Genomic DNA, 18791 nt, shown 5'->3' on the forward strand with positions numbered 1-18791 from the left:
AAGGCAGGCTCATCGGCTGCAGTCTTATTTCAGAGCCACCAATGTCGATCGGCTTAAGTACAATTCCATCATGAGCGAAATCACCCCTTCCTTTGTCCATTTGCGATCCCACTCGGAATTTTCCGTGGTGGACGGCATCGCCCGTATCCCCGAAATGATTAAAAAAGCGCAGGCCTATGGTCAGCCCGCGCTGGCCTTGACGGACCTGTCCAATTTGTTCGGGCAGATCAAGTTCTATACCTCGGCACGCAAAGCCGGGCTGAAAGCCATCATGGGATGTGATATCTGGCTGCAGAACGAGGAAGACCGTGAAAAACCGGCGCGCTTGCTGCTGCTGGTGCAAAACGAGGCGGGTTATTTAAGTCTGTGTGATATTTTGACTCGAGCCTGGCTGGGCAACCAGTACAAGGGGCGCGCCGAAGTGCAGCGTGCCTGGCTTAAGGAGTGCAGCGGTTTGATTGCGCTGTCCGGTGGCCGCATGGGGGATGTCGGCCAGGCCCTGGCCGATGGCAATCTGGAGTTGGCTCGTGAGTGTGCCCATCACTGGGAGTCCTTGTTCCCCGGCGCTTTTTATATCGAATTGCAGCGCAGTGGCGCGGACGGTGATGAGCTATACGTGCAGGCCGCCATGCGTCTGGCTGCGGAGCTGGACTTGCCGGTCGTGGCCACGCACCCGATTCAGTTCATTGCGCCAGAGGACTTTCGGGCTCACGAAGTGCGGGTGTGTATCGCCGAAGGCGAGCAGTTGGCCAATCCCAAGCGGGTCAAGCGTTTTACGCCGGAGCAGTACTTTCTGAGTACGGATGAAATGCAGCAGCGTTTTGCCGATGTTCCCGCTGCACTGGAGAACACGCTGGAGATTGCCAAGCGTTGCAATCTGGAACTGGAATTGGGCAAGCCTTATCTGCCCGATTTCCCAACGCCTGAGGGTATGTCGCTGGGCGACTTTCTGATTCAACAGGCCCAGCAAGGGCTGGAAAAGCGTTTGCTGCAGCTCTATCCCGATCCGGCCGAACGCGAAAAACAGCGTCCCACTTACGAGGAGCGCCTCTCTTGGGAATGCAACACCATCATTTCCATGGGTTTTCCGGGCTACTTCCTGATCGTGGCGGACTTTATCAACTGGGGCAAGCACAATGGCGTGCCCGTGGGGCCGGGTCGGGGATCGGGGGCGGGCTCCCTGGTAGCGTACAGCATGGGGATTACCGATCTGGACCCCTTGCGCTATGACTTGCTGTTCGAACGTTTCCTGAACCCTGAACGGGTCTCCATGCCTGACTTTGACGTGGACTTTTGTCAGGACAATCGCGAGCGCGTCATTGATTACGTCAAACAAAAATACGGTCGGCAGGCCGTCAGCCAGATCGCGACTTTTGGCACCTTGGGTGCGAAAGCGGTGGTGCGTGACGTGGGCCGGGTGCTGGAGCTGCCCTACAGCCTGTGCGATGGCTTGTCCAAGCTGATCCCGTTCAACCCTGCCGATCCGTGGACGCTGGAGCGGGCGCTGGCCGACGAGCCCGCCTTTCGCGAGCGTTACGAAAATGACGAGGAAGTCAAAGCGCTGATCGATCTGGCCCGTCCGCTGGAGGGGCTGACGCGCAGTGTGGGGATGCACGCCGGGGGCGTTTTGATTGCGCCGGGCAAGTTGATCGACTTTTGCCCCCTGTACGCGCAGCCAGGCCCGGACGCCAACGCCGTATCGCAATATGACAAGGACGATGTGGAGGCTGCCGGTCTGGTCAAGTTCGACTTTTTGGGCTTGCGCAACCTGACCATTCTGGATTGGGCGGTGCGCTATGTGCGCCAGTTCAACGCAGACAAGCGCGACTTTGACATCATGGCGCTGCCATTGGATGACGAGGCTTCCTACAAGCTCTTGTGCGAAGGAAATACCACGGCGGTGTTCCAGCTGGAATCGCGGGGCATGAAAGAGCTGCTGCGCAGTTTGCGGCCCTCCACCTTTGAAGACATCATCGCCATGCTGGCTTTGTATCGCCCGGGTCCACTGGAGTCGGGCATGGTGGTGGATTTCGTGAACCGTAAACACGGTCGCGCCGAGGTCGATTATTTCCACCCTGATCTGGAAAGCACCCTGAGCAGCACTTACGGGGTCATTGTTTACCAGGAACAGGTGATGCTGATCTCGCAGATCATCGGTGGCTACTCATTGGGGGGCGCCGACTTGCTGCGCCGTGCCATGGGCAAGAAAAAGCCCGAGGAGATGGCCAAGCATCGTGTGCTGTTCCAGGAAGGGGCCGTCAAAAAAGGACACGACCCGGAACTGGCGGTCAAGCTGTTTGACCTGATGGAAAAGTTTGCAGGCTACGGCTTTAACAAGAGTCACTCTGCCGCCTATGCGCTGATCGCCTATCAGACGGCGTGGCTCAAGGCCCACCATCCCGCCGAGTTTCTGGCCGCCACCTTGCTGTCCGATATGGACGATACGGACAAGGTACAGATTTTCTGGAAAGACGCCCTGGCCAATGGCGTGGAAGTGCTGCCACCCGATATCAATGCCTCCAATTACCGGTTTGAGCCGGTCAAGGATAGTTATACCGAAAAAGGCCTGCCGCCCCGCACCATGCGCTATGGTCTGGGGGCGGTTAAAGGAACCGGCCAGGCGGCAGTTGAGGCCATTGTGGAGGCTCGCAAACAAGGCGGTCCTTTTACCAGCCTGTTTGATTTCTGTCGTCGGGTGGATCGTCATCAGGTCAACAAGCGCACGATTGAGGCGCTGGTGCGGGCAGGCGCCTTTGACTCGATCGACGACAATCGGGCCGCCTTGCTGGCCAGTATTGGTGCCGCCACCGAGGCCGCGGAGCAGGCTGAACGCAGTGCCAATCAGTCCTCATTGTTTGACGACGATTCCAACGATATTGTGGAAGGCGAGGTGGCCAAAGTGGCCCCGTGGAGTCTGCAGGATCGCTTGCGTCAGGAAAAGACGGCGCTGGGCTTTTACTTCAGCGGTCACTTGTTTGATGCCTGGCGCGATGAAGTGCGCCGTTTTGCGCCCACACCACTGGCCCGTCTGGAGGCATCACGCAGTGCGCAGTGGTTTGCAGGAGTGCTCTCGGCCGTGCGTGTGCGCATGACCCGTCGTGGCAAGATGCTGTATGCCATGCTCGATGATGGCTCGGCCCAGTTGGAAGTCGCCATTTTCAATGAGCTGTTTGAAGAGCATCGTCAGCGTTTGAAAGAGGATCAGTTGGTCATCATTCAAGGCAAGGTCAGCAATGACGACTATACCGGCGGCCTGCGTATCAATGCGGATGCCATTTTTGATTTGCAACTGGCTCGCGAAGCGCGCGCCAGTTGTTTGAGCATCGGGTTGAATCATCATGCTGACGCGCAGCGTCTGCACAGTCTTCTGGCCCCGCACCGTGCTCAGGAGCAGGGCGGCGTGCCGGTTGAAGTGCAGTTACAGCGCCCCGATTATGAGTGTGTGGTTCAGTTGGGAGCCCAATGGCGCGTACGTCTGGCCGACTCCCTGCTGGAGCAACTGGAAGCATGGGACGCGACCACGGATGTGGAGATCAGCTACCGATGAAGCCGTTGCGCATTCTGCATTCGGAAGCCGCCACCAGCTTTGGCGGTCAGGAAAACTACATCCTGCATGCCATGCGCATTCTGCGAGAACGCGGGCATCAGGTAGAGGCGGCGTGTCAGCCGCATGCACAATTGACCGAACGGTTGCGTGATGAGGGCTTTGTTGTTCATACCTTGCTGATGGATGGTACGGCCAATTATCTGCGTGGCGTACGCCACTTGCGCCGCGTGTTGCGCCAGGGGCGGTTTGATGTCTTGAACAGTCACAGCCGTCGCGACACCATGTTGGCCGGCGTGGCAGCTCGTCTTGCGGGCACTCCCTTGATCGTGCGCACGCGCCATCTGGCCAAGAAGGTGGGCTCTTTGATGTCTTACACCATCGTGCCCAAGCGAGTGATTGCACCCAGCGCCTACGTGCGAGATCACCTGATCGAGCGGGGGGTGAAACCCGGGCAGGTGCAAGTGGTCTACCCCAGTGTCGACCCGGCGCGCATAGACCGTGCACCTGTGCTCGATTTGCGTGCGCAATTGGGGCTGGCCTCCGATACCTTGCTGGTGGGCTGTGTTGCCGTGTTGCGGCGCGATAAAGGGCATCATGAGTTGATTGTTGCCATGCAGACCTTGTTTGCCCGTTATCCCAAACTGCATCTGGTGCTGGTGGGAGGGGGGTCGCCGGGCTATGAGCAATTGCAAGCCCTGATTGCCAGTCTGGGCTTGCAGAGCCGTGTGCATTTGTTGGGAGCCCGTACCGACGTGCCGTCGATTCTTCCCAATCTGGATGTGTTCGCCCTGGCTACCCACATGGAAGCCTCGGGGACGGTCTTTGCGGAGGCAGGGTGTGCAGGCATTCCTGTTGTGGGAAGCCGCGTGGGCGGTGTGCCGGAAATGATGCAGGAGGGCCGTAGCGGTTTTCTGGTGGACCTGCATGATCAGCAGGCGTGGGGGGAGGCGTTGGAGCAATTGATTCAGAACCCCGGATTGCGGCAGGAGATGGGCGCCGCTGGCCGCCTGTTCTGTCGTAGTGACGAGCGTTTTACGCCAGTTGCCATGGGCGATCGGCTGGAGGGCGCTTATTATCGCTGGCTAAAGGAGCTTCAGGGATGAAAGTGGCCCATACCGTGCCCGTGATGATGTATCACCATGTCACCCCGCAAGGGGGCATGATCAATGCCAGTCCCGAGCATTTCGAGCAGCATTTGCAATGGTTGAAGAAAAACGGCTGGACCAGCCTGACAAGCGCGCAGTTTGCTGGCCATTTGCAAGGTCAGGGCGTACCACCCAAATCGGTGTTGATTACCTTTGATGATGGTTACCTGGATAACTGGGTCTACGCCTATCCCTTGCTGAAAAAGTATGGCTTTAATGCCGTGATCTTCCTGGTGACAAGCTGGATCAACGAGGGGCCTGTGCGTCCTTGTCTGGGCCAGGGCCAGGAGTTGCCTGTATGCCCGGACCATCGGGAATGCGAAGCACGGATTGCCCAAGGCCGGAGCGATGAAGTGATTTTGCGCTGGAGTGAAATTCACGCTATGCAGGCCGATGGGGTGTTTGAGTTCCATAGCCATACCCATACCCATACTCGCTGGGATCTGAGTGAGCAGCGCGATCAAAAGAATGACAAGATGCGCTGGGAGCTGGAGCAGTCCCGCAAAACTCTGATCGCCAACATGGGAATGGTCTCAGACCAGTTGTGCTGGCCTCAAGGTTATTTTGATCCGGACTATGTGCAGCTCGCCCAGCAGGCGGGCTTTCGCTATTTGTACACAACGCGAGCCTTTGGCTCCAACCAGCCCGGCAGTGATCCTTTGCATATTTATCGTTTTGCCGTGCGCGATACCACGGGCGTGTCCGTCGGGCGCAGGCTGAACGTGGCGGTCCATCCCGTGATCGGGCCGATTTTCAACAGGTGGAAAGCATGGCGCCGTCGTCAACGACAGAAGTAACAGCAGTCGCCCCCTTGGGCAGCGGGGCGCGCCTGTCCGTTATCGTGATCACCAAAAATGAACAGACACACATTCGTGCCTGTCTGGAGTCGGTCGCGTTTGCGCACGAGATCATCGTGGTGGACTCCGGCAGCACGGATGAGACGGTGGAGATTGCTCGCGCCATGGGGGCGAAGGTTACGGTCACTTCAGACTGGCCTGGGTTTGGACCGCAGAAAAACCGGGCATTGGATCAGGCTACGGGCGACTGGGTGTTGTCCATTGATGCGGATGAGCGCGTCACCCCTGAGCTGGCGCAGTTGATTCAGCAGGAAATCGCCCAGCCTCAAGGCACGGCGTACCGGATCGCACGCCTGTCCGAGTTTGCCGGGCGCTGGATGCGTCATAGTGGTTGGTGGCCGGATCGGGTCTTGCGCTTATTCAAGCGCGGTACGGCTCGTTTTAATGAGGCCAAAGTCCATGAAAGCGTACAGACTACCGCGCCCGTGCTCACTTTAGAAGGCCATTTTCTGCATTACCCCTACGCCAGTCTGGAAGTGTTTATTGACAAGATCAACCGCTATTCCTCGGATGCGGCGCGCCAGATGCAGGCCAAGGGCAAGACGACCAGCCTGCCCGCTATTGCAGGCCACGCCAGTTGGACGTTTGTGCGTCACTATGTCGTTCGGCGGGGTTTTCTGGACGGACCGCAGGGCTTTATCCTGGCCTGCATGGCCGCTTCGGGCAGTTTGTTTCGATATAGTAAGCTCTGGTATTACACCCGCCAGAAGTCTGATTAGCCCCTTATAATGCCGCCTATGATTCCGATACTTATGTACCATCAGGTCGGCGTGCCCGCGCCCAAAGGCTCGCCGTATCGTGGTTTGACCGTGCATCCCACCGACTTCCGGCGCCAGATGACCTGGCTCAAGCGCTTGGGTTACCGGGGCCTTTCCATGGCCCAGTTGATGCCGTACCTGCGCGGTGAAAAGCAGGGCAAGGTGGTGGGGATCAGCTTTGATGATGGCTATCGAAACGTCTTTCAGAACGCCATGCCGGTGCTGGACGAGTTGGGTTTTACCGCGACCAATTACATTGTTGCCCGTCATCTGGATGGCTCCAATTTCTGGGATCAGCCCAAAGGCGTACCGCATTCCGGTCTGATGTCCTTGCCCGAATTGCGGGCCTGGGTGAATGCCGGGCACGAAGCGGGTTCGCATACGCTCGATCATGTACATTTGACTGATGTCTCTTCGGAAATTGCGCATTACCAGATTGCGCAATCCAAGGCAGAGCTGCAAGAGGCGTTGCAAGTAGAGGTCAGCGCCTTTTGTTATCCCTATGGGGATCAGAATCAGGGGATTCGCGAGCAGGTGCGTCAAGCGGGCTACCTGAATGCCACCACCACCAACCGGGGGCTGGCCCGTCTCGATGATGATCTGTTTGACCTGCCACGTGTCACTGTCTCGCGTTCCACGAATATTTTGCGTTTCCTCCAAAAATGCGTGACGCGGCTGGAAGACAAGCGCCGGACGGTATCCCGCTCATGAGCTCAGGGCAAGCCCAGGATACTGACGTGGCGATTCCCGAGCGCCTGCGCATTGCGTTTGTGGTCGACCGCTTTGGCAACCGCTTCGGGGGCGCCGAGGCCTATGGCGTTGAACTGATGCGCGAGTTGGCGCAGCACCATGAAATCACTGTCTTTGCACGCGAATATGACAGCCGCTGCGACCTGAAGCTGGCCTATGTCCCTATCCGTCATTGGGCACGCTGGCCGGGCTGGATACGCGGTATTCTCTTTGCGCGCCAGACGGCCAAGGCCACTGCCCAGGGCTTTGATATTGTTCATTCGCATATGAATGGTTGGTGTGGTGATGTGGAGGTCGTTCATGTGACCCCCGTTCGTTTTAACTGGCGGGTGCGGCCTTTGCCCTGGCTGAAAAAGCTGGGCTCGTATTTCAGCCCTCGGGTCTGGGGTTATCTGGGTTTGGAAAAGCGTCGTTTGCGTCCTGGGCCGCATGCTGTTGTTGCGGTATCGGGATTGATTGCCGAGCAATTGCAGCAATCGTATGGCAATGTGCATGATTATCCGGTGATTGCTCCCGGTGTGCTTATGCCCAAAGCGGACCCTCAGGGAGTCGAGCGTGCCCGTGTTCGCGAGTCCCTGGGTTTTAACAAGGAACAGGTGGTGTGCCTGCTGGTGGCACGCAATCCGCTGCGCAAGGGCTTAAATACCGTCTTGCACGCCCTGGCGACACTACCCGATCATTACCGTCTGCTGGTTGTAGGAGGGAAACCAGGGCTGCGGGATCAAATACGACAGCAGTTGCAGGCCTTGAACATGCAGGATCGCGTGATCTTGCAGGGGGAAACGTCCAACGTCGAACCGTTTTATCGTGCTGCCGATATTTACGTACACCCCACCCTGAATGACAGCTTTGGCATGGCGCCTTTAGAGGCTATGTCTTATGGCTTGCCCGTGGTCTTGAGTCCGGCCCCCTGGTGTGGCTTTGCCCAGTATGTGCAGGGTGGCTATCATGCGCTGTTGCTCAGCCATCCCGAAGATGCCCGGGAATTGGCCCAAGGTATCGAGGCAATCAGCAAAAATCCGGTGATGGCACGCAATCTGGTCGAAAATTCTCGTGAACTGCTTGTCCAGTTCAGTTGGCCGGCCGTGGCAGCGCGGTATCAAGACCTGTATCAAAAAGTGTTGCGTCGCCGCCAAGCATAAGGCTGCCCAAGACCCGTTTTTCTCTTTTACTGATATAAAAACGCCCGAGCTGGCGTTCAGTCATTGTTCAGCTTGTGAAATAGCGAATACACTTTGTGGCCGGTAGATGCTTGACCTGAGCATTTACTTGTCATCCACAGCCGCTGATGGAGCGAGTTTTGAAGGTCCTGATCACGGATATACACCACGGTAATGGCGGCGGCCATGTCACCTATATTTTGGGGTTGTTGCGCGGACTGTCGCATCGGTGTGACTTTACGCTGGCGGCGCCGACAACGGGTCGTTTATATCGCGAAGCCTCCCAGATCCCGGGGGTCAGGGTGCTGCCGGGCTTTTACACAGCCCGAGTAGGGGCCGCTTTGTCTGAAATGTGGCGTCTGCGCCATTTTTTGCGGCGCGAGAGCTTTGATATCGTGCATTGCAACGGCAGTACCGATCATCGTCATGTCATGATCGCCAGCAAGATGCTGCCCAAGCCCCCCGTCATTATCTGGACCAAACACAATACCAATCGCGTTCATAGTCTTGGCAATCGCTTGCGAGCACGCTTTGGAACCGATCTGTGTATTGCTGTTAGCGATTATGTGGCACAACAACTGGCCCATTCGGATTATCGACGTTGCACGGTTGAGCGGATTTACCATGGTTTGGACCTGGAACACTATCGTCCGGTCAGTCGGCAGGAAAAACAGGCGGCCCGTTTGGCGCTGTTTGGTCCGGGCGTGACAGAGGACTGTCTTGTTCTGGGCTCGGTAGGGGGAACGGATCTGGAAAAGGGCTGGCTGCTACTGGTGCAGGCCGTGGCCCGTCTGGAGCCCGCGCTGAAACAGCGCGTGCGGATTCTGGTGGCTGGCGATCCGCCTGCCCCTGCGGTCTGCGAACAGGTACAGGCCTTGGGGTGTGCGCAACAAGTGGTGTTTCCCGGATTGGTCAAAGACGTTCGTTCGGTATTGGCAGCGTGTGATGTCGGTTTTGTCTTGTCGTATAAAGAGTCGGCATCTTATGCGTGCTACGAGTCGTTGGCATTGGGGCTGCCGGTGCTTATCTCCAACGCGGGCGGTTTGCCAGAGAGCATAGAGCATCAGCATGAGGGCTGGGTGGTGCCATGTGGTGACGTGGCGGCCATTGAAACTCACGTACGGGACATGTTGTGTCAGAAATACTGTCTGCATACGGTGGGTAAACGGGCCAGAGTCAGAGCAGAAAAACGGTTTGATGCACAGCGTTTTTCATTAGATACCTATCAGGCCTATCTGAAAGCGAAAACCGGCAGCTAAGCGTCCCTGGTAAAAAAAGAGACATTCTGGACTTGAGCCTGAATGTCTCTTTGTTTAAGACTTCAAGCCAGGAGCGGTCAGCGTTTCCAAGGTGCTTAACCAGATCAACGCATCCTGCCGCTTTTCCCCGCACATTTCCCGACTAGCTTGCAAGCCAGAGCAACAGGCCGGCCGCTCTGGCTGACCAAAAATTCGGCATCGCTGTTGTTCATCAAGCTGGATACAGGGCACACCAGCGGGTTTGCCGTCGGGCATACCGGGGATGGGGCTGGAGATCGAGGGGGCGATACAGCAGGCCCCGCAGTCGGAACGACAGATCATGCGGCCCATCCTCGGGACCAGTACACCAGAATTCCAACGTATTCCTTGATGATGGAACGGCTCGATTGCAAGGCCATCAGACTGGGCTTCCACAGGGAAAAGCCGGGACTGTTCGGTACCGTCAGCTGTGGAGCGGCGCCTGCCGCAATCACATTGACTCCTTGCTTGCGAAAAATGGCCATGGCTCGAGGCATGTGCAGGGCAGAGGTGACCAGCAGAACCCGTCTGGCTTGCTTTTCCTGCAGCAACTGGGCCGTGTACTCGCCGTTTTGCTGGGTGGTCAGACTATTGTTTTCCATCAGTGTGGCGGAAGCGGGAACATCCAGATTGATCAGGGTGTTAGCCATGACCTGGGCTTCACTCACCCCGCCGTCCAGGGCCGCGCCGGACAGGACGATATAGGGGGCCCGGCCCGCCTTATAGAGTTCTGCAGCCCGCTCTACCCGTGCCGAGGTTCTTTGCGCCGTCTGTGGCAAAAACCAGTTGCTGCGGTTTTGGGCTGTATGCCCTCCCAACACCACGATGGCATCGGCTTGTTCCACCTGGGCGGCAGGCTGGTAAGGATACATCTTCTCCAGATAGCCACCGGCATACAGGCTGGTGGCGGGCAAGGACCAGGCGCCTGTCCAGAGTAAGCCGGCCAAGGCCAGCGCAGCGGCAGTTTTTCGCAGACGCACGATAAACAGCAGGACCGCCACTAGCAGCAGGGCGGCAAACAAATTCAGTGGAATGACCAGGCTGGTCAGAATGCTCGATAGGCTCATGGATGTTCCCGCTTGGACTCCAGGACATGTACCACCTCGTCCAACGTCGGCCATTGACCATCCCTACCCAGGCAGATCGCCCGTGGAGACCAGGGGCCGGTATCTTCGGGGTTGGTGACGCCACAGAGGGTCAGTTGCTGGGCCTTGATGGCGGCGGCGACGTGAGACACGCCGGAGTCATTGCAAATAACCCACTGCGCCTGCTGGCAAAGTCGTGCAAACGCGCCCAGGGGCAAAGGCGGCAAACAGCGTGCGCTAGGCGCATTTTGCAGGGCGGCCTCATACTCGTTGGGCGGGGGGCACATAATGACGGTTTTGCCTTGGGCTTGCAGATGGCGGGTCAGTTGGTCGAAATAAGGCCAGACTTTGACACGGCCTTTATGCAGTCCCGTTGCCGTCGGGGCGATCAGAATATAGTCACCGGGGCGCAGGGCGGCTTGGCGCAGACTGTTGTCGCCTTCTTGCCGTTGCAGGGGGCTGAGCGTCAAGTCCAGGGTGGCTGGGGCTTGTTCAGGAACCGGGCCTAGATGCCACAGTGCCAAAGCCTGCTGAACAATATAGAACCAGGATTGCACTGCATGCAACTGCTTTTGCGGTTTATTGATCGGCCAACGTAATAAAAGGCTACGACCATCGTCCCGGTAGCCGCAGGCTGGCAGGCCGGCCAGTTTGAAACTGAGAGCGCTGCTTAGCGAGTCTGGCAGCAGCAGGCCGTACGCATTGTGATGGCCATGCTGGCGGCGATAGCGACGTATGGCTTTGGCGTCCTGATGCCAGTGGCTGGTCATGGGAATGAAACCGTGCAAGGGGTAAGCCGAAAGCAGTTCGCGGGCCCAGGGACGGGCGCACACGACAACCGGCAAACCGGTATCCAGCAGAGCCTGTAGACACGGCAGGCTCATGCATACATCGCCTAGCCAATTAGGCAATCGCAGGTAAAGGGCAGAGGGATCAGACATGAACAGGACAACGAGACAGAGCGTACAAGAGCCGGGACGCTCGATTCAGGCAATGAGCGTTAGAATAAACACAATTAGATAGTATATAGGGTGTCCTCGTTGTCCAACGCCATACAATCCAAAATCAAGCCTGCTGGGCACGATCCCGTCAAATCCGATCTCTGGAAGCGCATTTACAGCCGTTTGCTTCCGTATTGGAAGGTTGTCGTGGTCGCGCTGATCTTGGTCAGCATTTCCTCGGCCACCCAGCCGGTCCTGGCGGTCATTATGAAGCCTTTGCTGGACGGGGGCTTTACCGGCGCCAATCCCGACTATATGTGGACCATCCCCTTGTCGGTGATCGGGTTGATGTTTGTACGGGGAATCACCACCTACGGCAGCTCTTATTTGTTTGCCTGGATCGCCAACAAAATGTTGCTGACGTTACGGGCAGACATGTTCTCGCGCCTGCTGGGATTGTCCGATTCGGAGTTCAAACAAGGCGACACGGGTCGCTTGCTGAACCGTTTCACGATTGATGCGGGCACCATGACAGGGGTGGCCACAGAAGTGGTCACGGTTGTGGTGCGTGAAACCCTGACGGTCATCGCCTTGCTGGGCGTGCTGCTTTACATGTCGTGGCAACTGACCGTCATCGTGTTTCTGGTCATGCCTGCCTCGGTCTTCGTGGCCAAAATGGTGTCGCGCCGACTGCGACGCATCAACCGCGATACCGTCAACATGAATGCCGAATTGACCCGGGTCGTCAGCGAAGCCATTGATGCCCAGCGCGTCATTAAGCTGTTTGATGGTTATGAGCGTGAAAACACCCGTTTCAGGTATGTGAACGCCCGCTTGCGTCGTTTTGCCATGCGTGCAGCCTCGGCTGATGCCGCCTTGTCGCCCATTACTCAGTTGTTTGTGTCCATTGCAGTGGCCGGGGTCATTTTTGTAGCCCTGTATCAGGCCAATACCGGCACATTGACCATAGGCAGCTTTGCGGCATTCATGGCTGCTCTGGGGCAGATCTTTGACCCGATCAAGCGCCTGACCAATATCACGGGCACCATGCAACGCATGTTGGTGGCCGCAGAAAGCGTGTTCAAGCTGGTCGATCAGGAGCCAGAGCCGGACACGGGCACCCGCGAACTCAAGCAGCCTGTGTACGGCCATATTGAATTCGATGCCGTGTCGCATCGTTTCCCCAATGCCCATCGCAACACCTTGTCAGAGGTCAGCTTTGCCGTCCAGCCGGGACAGACCATTGCGCTGGTGGGGCGCTCGGGCAGTGGGAAGACGACACTGGCCAATATGGTCCCACGCTTTCTGCTTCCGACTAGCGGACAAGTTCGAATCGATGGTATTGCGTCGGAAGAGCTGACCTTGCGCAGCTTGCGTAGCCACATTTCTCTGGTCAGCCAGGATGTCGTGCTGTTTGAGGCGACGATTGGCCAGAACGTGGCGTACGGCGCCGGCGTCGATGCCGATGTTTCTGTACAGCGTATCTGGGAAGCGCTGGAAGCGGCCAATCTGCGTGAGTTCGTGGAAAGTCTGCCGCAGGGGCTCGATACGATGGTGGGCGAAAATGCCAATTCCTTGTCTGGCGGTCAGCGCCAGCGTCTGGCTATTGCTCGTGCCCTGATCAAAAATGCGCCGATCCTGATTCTGGATGAGGCCACCTCGGCGCTGGATAATGAGTCCGAACGCCAGGTTCAGATGTCGCTTGAGACCCTGATGAAGGGGCGCAGCACCTTGGTGATCGCACATCGCTTGTCCACGGTTCAAAATGCCGATCAAATTCTGGTGCTGGATGAGGGGCGGATTATTGAGCAGGGTCGTCACGATGAACTGTTGGCCCGCAACGGTGTATACGCCGGTTTTTACCAAATGCAATTTCAGTTCAACGAGTAAGCAGCCGGGGGCTGCACCATAAGGAACATCATGAAGAAAATCATTCTTGCGCTGGCTGGTTTGGCTGTGTTGGCAGGGTGCGCCAAGCAGAATGCAGAATTGCGGGAGCAGGATTTGCGTCGCTCCAGCTATTTCAAGACCGAGCGGCGCATCAATATGGATTTTGTAGCCATTCAGCGCGCCTTGTTCAAACATCAGGCAGAGTGCGGTAAAGCGGCCGTATTCAAGATGGACGAGCGTCAAGCCAGCTATGGGACCTTGCGTTACGAACTGGAGCCGGGGACGGGTTGGGAAAAAAGTATTCTGGTGGACCTGACCCTGATGCAAAAAGGCTGGGTAGATGCCAAGGTTTATAGCTACTCGGGCAACGTCAAAAAGGAAATCAATGAAATATTTACCTCTTTGCGTGCTCCCGGCGTATGTAACCCCGAGGATGCGCCTAAAGAGGTGGTGCCCGAGGATGACTTTGTGCCCGTTACGCCGCTTTAAGCATCACGGTTTTCTGGGCGTGAAGAGCACCGCGTCCGGCTCTGCTCAGACGCCACGCAGATGACAGGTAACCCCCCTGAGTCACTCTTGACCCGCCTTTTTGGCAGGTTGATCGTTTTTGCAAGGGCTTTTCTTGACAAGGGTGAACCCGTGTTTTGTCCCGGAGCCCAAGACCGAGTCCCCGCCTGCTCAAGTTCTGGCGTGTGGGGCAGGGCGAGCCAGAGCGTTGCCCACAGTGTCCGCGCTGCTCGTCCCGGGCACCGTGGATTTACAGCAAAATAATGTCGTACTGTTCCTGGGAGTAATGGGGGTCTACCTCCAAAGAAATAGGCTTGCCAATAAAGTCTCCCGCCACCGCCAGATGCTGGCTTTCTTCTTCCAGAAACAGATCCACCACTTCCTGCGATGCCAGGATGCGGAACTCTTTGGGATTGAACTGCTTGGCCTCGCGCAGCACCTCACGCAAAATTTCATAGCAGACGGTGCGAGCCGTCCGTACTGAGCCGCGCGACTGGCAGGTTGGGCAGGGCTCGCAAAGTTGATGTGCCAGAGAGTCGCGCGTGCGTTTGCGCGTCATTTCCACTAAGCCTAACTGACTAAAACCGTTAATCGTCACACGCGTGCGGTCTTTGGCCAGTGCTTTTTGCAGCTCCTGCAATACCGACTCCCGGTGAGCGGGGTCGTCCATGTCAATGAAGTCCAAAATAATGATGCCGCCAAGATTGCGCAAGCGCAGCTGGCGAGCCAGGGCAATGGCCGCTTCCAGATTGGTCTTGAAAATGGTGTCGTCAAAGTTGCGCCCGCCCACAAAGCCGCCGGTATTCACATCTACGGTTGTCAGGGCTTCGGTCTGATCGATAATCAAATAACCGCCAGATTTCAAATCCACCCGGCGCGACAAGGCGCGGTTGATTTCCTCATCGACGTGGGCCGTGTCAAACAAGGCGCGGCTGCCTTTGTGATGGCTGATGCGCTCCAGTACGGACGGCGTGTAAATCTGGGCCCATTCCTTCATTTCTTGTACAACCGTACGCGAATCCACGATGATGGATTGAGTGTTGGGGGTGACCATATCGCGCAACACACGTTGCGCCAGGCTCAGGTCTGTATATAACACCGAGGGGGCGCCTTGTTCGCGGATGCGTTGCTGAATGCGCGTCCAGAGTGTACGCAGATACTGTTGGTCGGCGCTGATTTCTTCGTCTGTGGCACATTCAGCCTGAGTGCGGACGATAAACCCCCCCTTTTCATCCTTGGGCATCAGACGGCTGACACGTTCTCGCAGCTCGATTCGGTCCGCATCCGAGCCAATGCGTTGTGATACCCCGATATGAGGGTCAAAAGGCAGATACACCAACATGCGACCTGCGATGCTGATTTGCGTGGAAACACGGGCACCTTTGGTGCCCAAGGGGTCTTTGATGACCTGTACTAAGAGTGACTGGCCTTCGAACAGGAGCTTTTCAATGGGTGTAGTCGCACTACCTTGATTGCGTTCGGTACGGTTCTGGCGCAAGTCCGCAACATGGATAAATGCCGCGCGCTCCAGGCCAATATCAATAAAGGCACTTTGCATGCCGGGCAGAACCCGCGCCACCTTTCCTAGATAGACGTTCCCTACATAGCCGCGTTGGATGCTGCGCTCGATATGAATTTCCTGGACAGCACCTTGCTCGACCAGGGCAACACGGGTTTCGAAAGGAGTTACGTTAATCAGGATGTCTTCATGCATGGTTAGTTTCGCTAAAGGAATATCTGTTCCGGGCTAGTGTAGGGCCAAGTCAGTGAGGCTGCTATGCCTTTATGACTATATAGAGTGTTTAGGGAGGATGAATGCCTCGCTTGCCTTTGTTCTGGGGACTGCTTGTGGGCGCTTGTGGTTCAAGCCGCTCTATATAGGACGCCGCTCGGGGGCCCGGGACAGGGGGGGGGGCGGACTACTTGCCGGTGCCCCGCGCCTGTCCCCTTGTCCGAGCCACCATCGGGGCGCAGTCTGAACTCGCCTAGTGATTGGTCCCCCGGACCAAGCACAAACCTTGGGCTCAAACAGCAGACTGCTTGCATCCCCGATGGTGACTACACCTGCGGTAAGTCGTCTGACTCGCCCCAACCCCTGTCCCGGGGCCCCGAGCGGCTGATAGCACTGCATAATGCTTGATCTGGGTGGCTACTCAAACACCTCCTATCTATATAGAGACACTCTTGATTTGGGGCGAGGACCTGATGATGTGTGTTCTCCGTCGCCATCTGGTTTGCCAACCAACCCACAGGACGGTCAGTTAGTTAGTTAGTTAGTTAGTTAGTTAGTTAGTTAGTTAGTTAGTTAGTTAGTTAGGTAGGTAGGTAGGTAGGTAGCCCATCGACTGGCGACTGTTTTTTGGCGCGTGTTTTTCCCTCTTATCTATATAGTGGGGTGAACAGGCAGAGGACGGAGGGAGGTTTTTGCGATTCTTGTGTGCAGAAAACAGTGCTTAGCTCGTGTTTTGCTCTATAGATCGCTGAGTCCTCCTGCCAGCAGGCAAAAACCGGAACTTAATCTAAAAATATTTTTAGGGTGATTCTTCATAGTTATCAATTAGCTACCTCGTTTTGCAGGGTTTGCTCTCTTCAAATATCCAGAAAAATGCCAAAGAAAGCTTGCAAAGCCAAATTTCATCGTGCTATAGTTCTTTTCTCGCTGCAGCACACACAGGGTTTTCCCTCAAAGCGCCGCAGAGAGCAGTTAGACAAGATTCACTGCCTTGGCCAAGAGGCCCGCAACGAAACTTGCATGACTGAGTCAGGTAACTGACACGGTGTAAAACCCGGAGCTTGACAAATCAGAAAATTCTGTGTTAAAGTTCTAGGTTCTGCTCCAGAGAACGCAACGTTAAGTTTTTAGCTGGTTGGTAACAGCGCTGAAAATTTACCCTTGTTTGTGAAGTTGAATGGTTAGCCTTACGGTTGATTGTTCGCCAGGTAGTTCGGAACGAAAGTTCTGGTTTAAGCGGGACGAGTTAGACGGTTTTAAAGCTTTCTAACTTCTTCAAAAAAACGCTTGACACACTGCCTGATCTGCTTCATAATCTCGTTTCTCTGCTGCTAACACAGCAAGGCACGAAGCGCCAAGCGCGACGAGCCAGCCGGGTTAGTCAGTGGAACGACAGGCAACTGTCACTGCTCTTTAACAATTAACAGCCGATAAGTGTGGGCGCTTGGAATGAGCGAGTCGAACCCTTCGGGGATCGCCACAAGTTTGTATCAAGTGCTCACAAACGAAAGATGAAGAATTACCTTGTGTAACTCTGAATTTTTCTTTGAGACACAATCGGTCTCGTCGCAAGACGGGACAACCACAGAGATTAAACTGAAGAGTTTGATCCTGGCTCAGATTGAACGCTAGCGGGATGCTTTACACATGCAAGTCGAACGGCAGCACGAGAGAGCTTGCTCTCTTGGTGGCGAGTGGCGGACGGGTGAGTAATATATCGGAACGTGCCCAGTAGCGGGGGATAACTACTCGAAAGAGTGGCTAATACCGCATACGCCCTACGGGGGAAAGGGGGGGATCGCAAGACCTCTCACTATTGGAGCGGCCGATATCGGATTAGCTAGTTGGTGGGGTAAAGGCTCACCAAGGCAACGATCCGTAGCTGGTTTGAGAGGACGACCAGCCACACTGGGACTGAGACACGGCCCAGACTCCTACGGGAGGCAGCAGTGGGGAATTTTGGACAATGGGGGAAACCCTGATCCAGCCATCCCGCGTGTATGATGAAGGCCTTCGGGTTGTAAAGTACTTTTGGCAGAGAAGAAAAGGCATCCCCTAATACGGGATGCTGCTGACGGTATCTGCAGAATAAGCACCGGCTAACTACGTGCCAGCAGCCGCGGTAATACGTAGGGTGCAAGCGTTAATCGGAATTACTGGGCGTAAAGCGTGTGTAGGCGGTTCGGAAAGAAAGATGTGAAATCCCAGGGCTCAACCTTGGAACTGCATTTTTAACTGCCGAGCTAGAGTATGTCAGAGGGGGGTAGAATTCCACGTGTAGCAGTGAAATGCGTAGATATGTGGAGGAATACCGATGGCGAAGGCAGCCCCCTGGGATAATACTGACGCTCAGACACGAAAGCGTGGGGAGCAAACAGGATTAGATACCCTGGTAGTCCACGCCCTAAACGATGTCAACTAGCTGTTGGGGCCGTTAGGCCTTAGTAGCGCAGCTAACGCGTGAAGTTGACCGCCTGGGGAGTACGGTCGCAAGATTAAAACTCAAAGGAATTGACGGGGACCCGCACAAGCGGTGGATGATGTGGATTAATTCGATGCAACGCGAAAAACCTTACCTACCCTTGACATGTCTGGAATGCCGAAGAGATTTGGCAGTGCTCGCAAGAGAACCGGAACACAGGTGCTGCATGGCTGTCGTCAGCTCGTGTCGTGAGATGTTGGGTTAAGTCCCGCAACGAGCGCAACCCTTGTCATTAGTTGCTACGCAAGAGCACTCTAATGAGACTGCCGGTGACAAACCGGAGGAAGGTGGGGATGACGTCAAGTCCTCATGGCCCTTATGGGTAGGGCTTCACACGTCATACAATGGTCGGGACAGAGGGTCGCCAACCCGCGAGGGGGAGCCAATCTCAGAAACCCGATCGTAGTCCGGATCGCAGTCTGCAACTCGACTGCGTGAAGTCGGAATCGCTAGTAATCGCGGATCAGAATGTCGCGGTGAATACGTTCCCGGGTCTTGTACACACCGCCCGTCACACCATGGGAGTGGGTTTCACCAGAAGTAGGTAGCCTAACCGCAAGGAGGGCGCTTACCACGGTGGGATTCATGACTGGGGTGAAGTCGTAACAAGGTAGCCGTATCGGAAGGTGCGGCTGGATCACCTCCTTTTAGAGCGAATGG

General features: G+C 56.1%; 13 protein-coding genes and 1 rRNA gene. 10 read left to right on the top strand and 4 right to left on the bottom strand.

Annotated features, from left to right (window positions below; all coding sequences use genetic code 11):
• Positions 1-70: 70 nt before the first annotated feature.
• From dnaE to RSQ48_RS05425, 7 genes are all read left to right on the top strand, one after another.
• Positions 71-3547, top strand: coding sequence for a DNA polymerase III subunit alpha (gene dnaE, locus RSQ48_RS05395; protein ID WP_003802410.1), 3477 nt, complete (start codon positions 71-73; stop codon positions 3545-3547).
• The gene (locus tag RSQ48_RS05400; protein WP_415302206.1) at positions 3544-4650 is read left to right on the top strand and encodes a glycosyltransferase family 4 protein; all 1107 of its coding nucleotides are present in this window, start codon (positions 3544-3546) and stop codon (positions 4648-4650) included. Before dnaE ends, RSQ48_RS05400 begins: the two co-directional genes overlap by 4 nt.
• The gene (locus RSQ48_RS05405; RefSeq protein WP_003802408.1) at positions 4647-5489 is read left to right on the top strand and encodes a polysaccharide deacetylase family protein; all 843 of its coding nucleotides are present in this window, start codon (positions 4647-4649) and stop codon (positions 5487-5489) included. Before RSQ48_RS05400 ends, RSQ48_RS05405 begins: the two co-directional genes overlap by 4 nt.
• A complete protein-coding gene (locus RSQ48_RS05410) occupies positions 5462-6268 on the top strand; it encodes a glycosyltransferase family 2 protein (protein WP_051010442.1) in 807 nt (268 codons plus the stop codon). The genes RSQ48_RS05405 and RSQ48_RS05410 overlap by 28 nt, the downstream gene beginning before the upstream one ends.
• A gap of 33 nt (positions 6269-6301) precedes the next feature.
• Positions 6302-7018 (top strand): polysaccharide deacetylase family protein, encoded by a 717-nt coding sequence (locus tag RSQ48_RS05415; RefSeq protein ID WP_003802406.1) that lies wholly within the window; start codon positions 6302-6304, stop codon positions 7016-7018.
• Entirely contained in the window at positions 7015-8199 is a 1185-nt protein-coding gene (locus tag RSQ48_RS05420) for a glycosyltransferase family 4 protein (RefSeq protein WP_081050088.1), read from the top strand. The genes RSQ48_RS05415 and RSQ48_RS05420 overlap by 4 nt, the downstream gene beginning before the upstream one ends.
• Positions 8200-8357: 158 nt before the next feature.
• A complete protein-coding gene (locus RSQ48_RS05425) occupies positions 8358-9476 on the top strand; it encodes a glycosyltransferase (protein WP_003802404.1) in 1119 nt (372 codons plus the stop codon).
• 54 nt (positions 9477-9530) lie between these two features.
• On the opposite strand, the gene RSQ48_RS05430 is transcribed toward RSQ48_RS05425, so the two are convergent.
• The 3 genes from RSQ48_RS05430 to RSQ48_RS05440 are packed head-to-tail and all read right to left on the bottom strand — an operon-like array spanning position 9531 to position 11463.
• Positions 9531-9797: a YkgJ family cysteine cluster protein gene (locus RSQ48_RS05430; protein WP_003802403.1), complete on the bottom strand. Its 267-nt coding sequence runs from the start codon at positions 9795-9797 to the stop codon at positions 9531-9533.
• Positions 9794-10561: a YdcF family protein gene (locus RSQ48_RS05435; protein WP_003802402.1), complete on the bottom strand. Its 768-nt coding sequence runs from the start codon at positions 10559-10561 to the stop codon at positions 9794-9796. Before RSQ48_RS05435 ends, RSQ48_RS05430 begins: the two co-directional genes overlap by 4 nt.
• Positions 10558-11463 (bottom strand): glycosyltransferase family 9 protein, encoded by a 906-nt coding sequence (locus RSQ48_RS05440; RefSeq protein WP_059318570.1) that lies wholly within the window; start codon positions 11461-11463, stop codon positions 10558-10560. The genes RSQ48_RS05435 and RSQ48_RS05440 overlap by 4 nt, the downstream gene beginning before the upstream one ends.
• Before the next feature lie 147 nt (positions 11464-11610).
• Between RSQ48_RS05440 and msbA the strand changes: the two genes are divergently transcribed.
• Complete coding sequence (msbA, locus tag RSQ48_RS05445) at positions 11611-13410, top strand: lipid A export permease/ATP-binding protein MsbA (RefSeq protein ID WP_415302207.1); 1800 nt, start codon at positions 11611-11613, stop codon at positions 13408-13410.
• 30 nt (positions 13411-13440) lie between these two features.
• A complete protein-coding gene (locus RSQ48_RS05450; protein ID WP_415302208.1) occupies positions 13441-13899 on the top strand; it encodes a hypothetical protein in 459 nt (152 codons plus the stop codon).
• Between the two features lie 268 nt (positions 13900-14167).
• Here RSQ48_RS05450 and rng read toward each other — a convergent pair whose 3' ends face one another.
• A complete protein-coding gene (gene rng / locus RSQ48_RS05455) occupies positions 14168-15631 on the bottom strand; it encodes a ribonuclease G (RefSeq protein ID WP_003802398.1) in 1464 nt (487 codons plus the stop codon).
• Between the two features lie 1611 nt (positions 15632-17242).
• On the opposite strand from rng, the gene RSQ48_RS05460 reads away from it, so the two are divergent.
• Positions 17243-18779, top strand: a 16S ribosomal RNA gene (locus RSQ48_RS05460).
• The last annotated feature ends 12 nt before the right edge of the window (positions 18780-18791 follow it).

Source organism: Alcaligenes sp. SJTW-7, from assembly GCF_047716895.1.
GTDB lineage: Bacteria > Pseudomonadota > Gammaproteobacteria > Burkholderiales > Burkholderiaceae_B > Alcaligenes > Alcaligenes ammonioxydans.

What these genes read in the sequence shown, in the direction of transcription:
- rng (WP_003802398.1), bottom strand. Translation starts at nt 15,631, where the DNA reads ATGCATGAAGACATCCTGATTAACGTAACTCCTTTCGAAACCCGTGTT.
- RSQ48_RS05415 (WP_003802406.1), top strand. Translation starts at nt 6,302, where the DNA reads ATGTACCATCAGGTCGGCGTGCCCGCGCCCAAAGGCTCGCCGTATCGT.
- dnaE (WP_003802410.1), top strand. Translation starts at nt 71, where the DNA reads ATGAGCGAAATCACCCCTTCCTTTGTCCATTTGCGATCCCACTCGGAA.
- RSQ48_RS05440 (WP_059318570.1), bottom strand. Translation starts at nt 11,463, where the DNA reads ATGAGCCTGCCGTGTCTACAGGCTCTGCTGGATACCGGTTTGCCGGTT.
- RSQ48_RS05435 (WP_003802402.1), bottom strand. Translation starts at nt 10,561, where the DNA reads ATGAGCCTATCGAGCATTCTGACCAGCCTGGTCATTCCACTGAATTTG.
- RSQ48_RS05430 (WP_003802403.1), bottom strand. Translation starts at nt 9,797, where the DNA reads ATGATCTGTCGTTCCGACTGCGGGGCCTGCTGTATCGCCCCCTCGATC.
- RSQ48_RS05405 (WP_003802408.1), top strand. Translation starts at nt 4,647, where the DNA reads ATGAAAGTGGCCCATACCGTGCCCGTGATGATGTATCACCATGTCACC.
- RSQ48_RS05420 (WP_081050088.1), top strand. Translation starts at nt 7,015, where the DNA reads ATGAGCTCAGGGCAAGCCCAGGATACTGACGTGGCGATTCCCGAGCGC.
- RSQ48_RS05400 (WP_415302206.1), top strand. Translation starts at nt 3,544, where the DNA reads ATGAAGCCGTTGCGCATTCTGCATTCGGAAGCCGCCACCAGCTTTGGC.
- RSQ48_RS05410 (WP_051010442.1), top strand. Translation starts at nt 5,462, where the DNA reads ATGGCGCCGTCGTCAACGACAGAAGTAACAGCAGTCGCCCCCTTGGGC.
- RSQ48_RS05450 (WP_415302208.1), top strand. Translation starts at nt 13,441, where the DNA reads ATGAAGAAAATCATTCTTGCGCTGGCTGGTTTGGCTGTGTTGGCAGGG.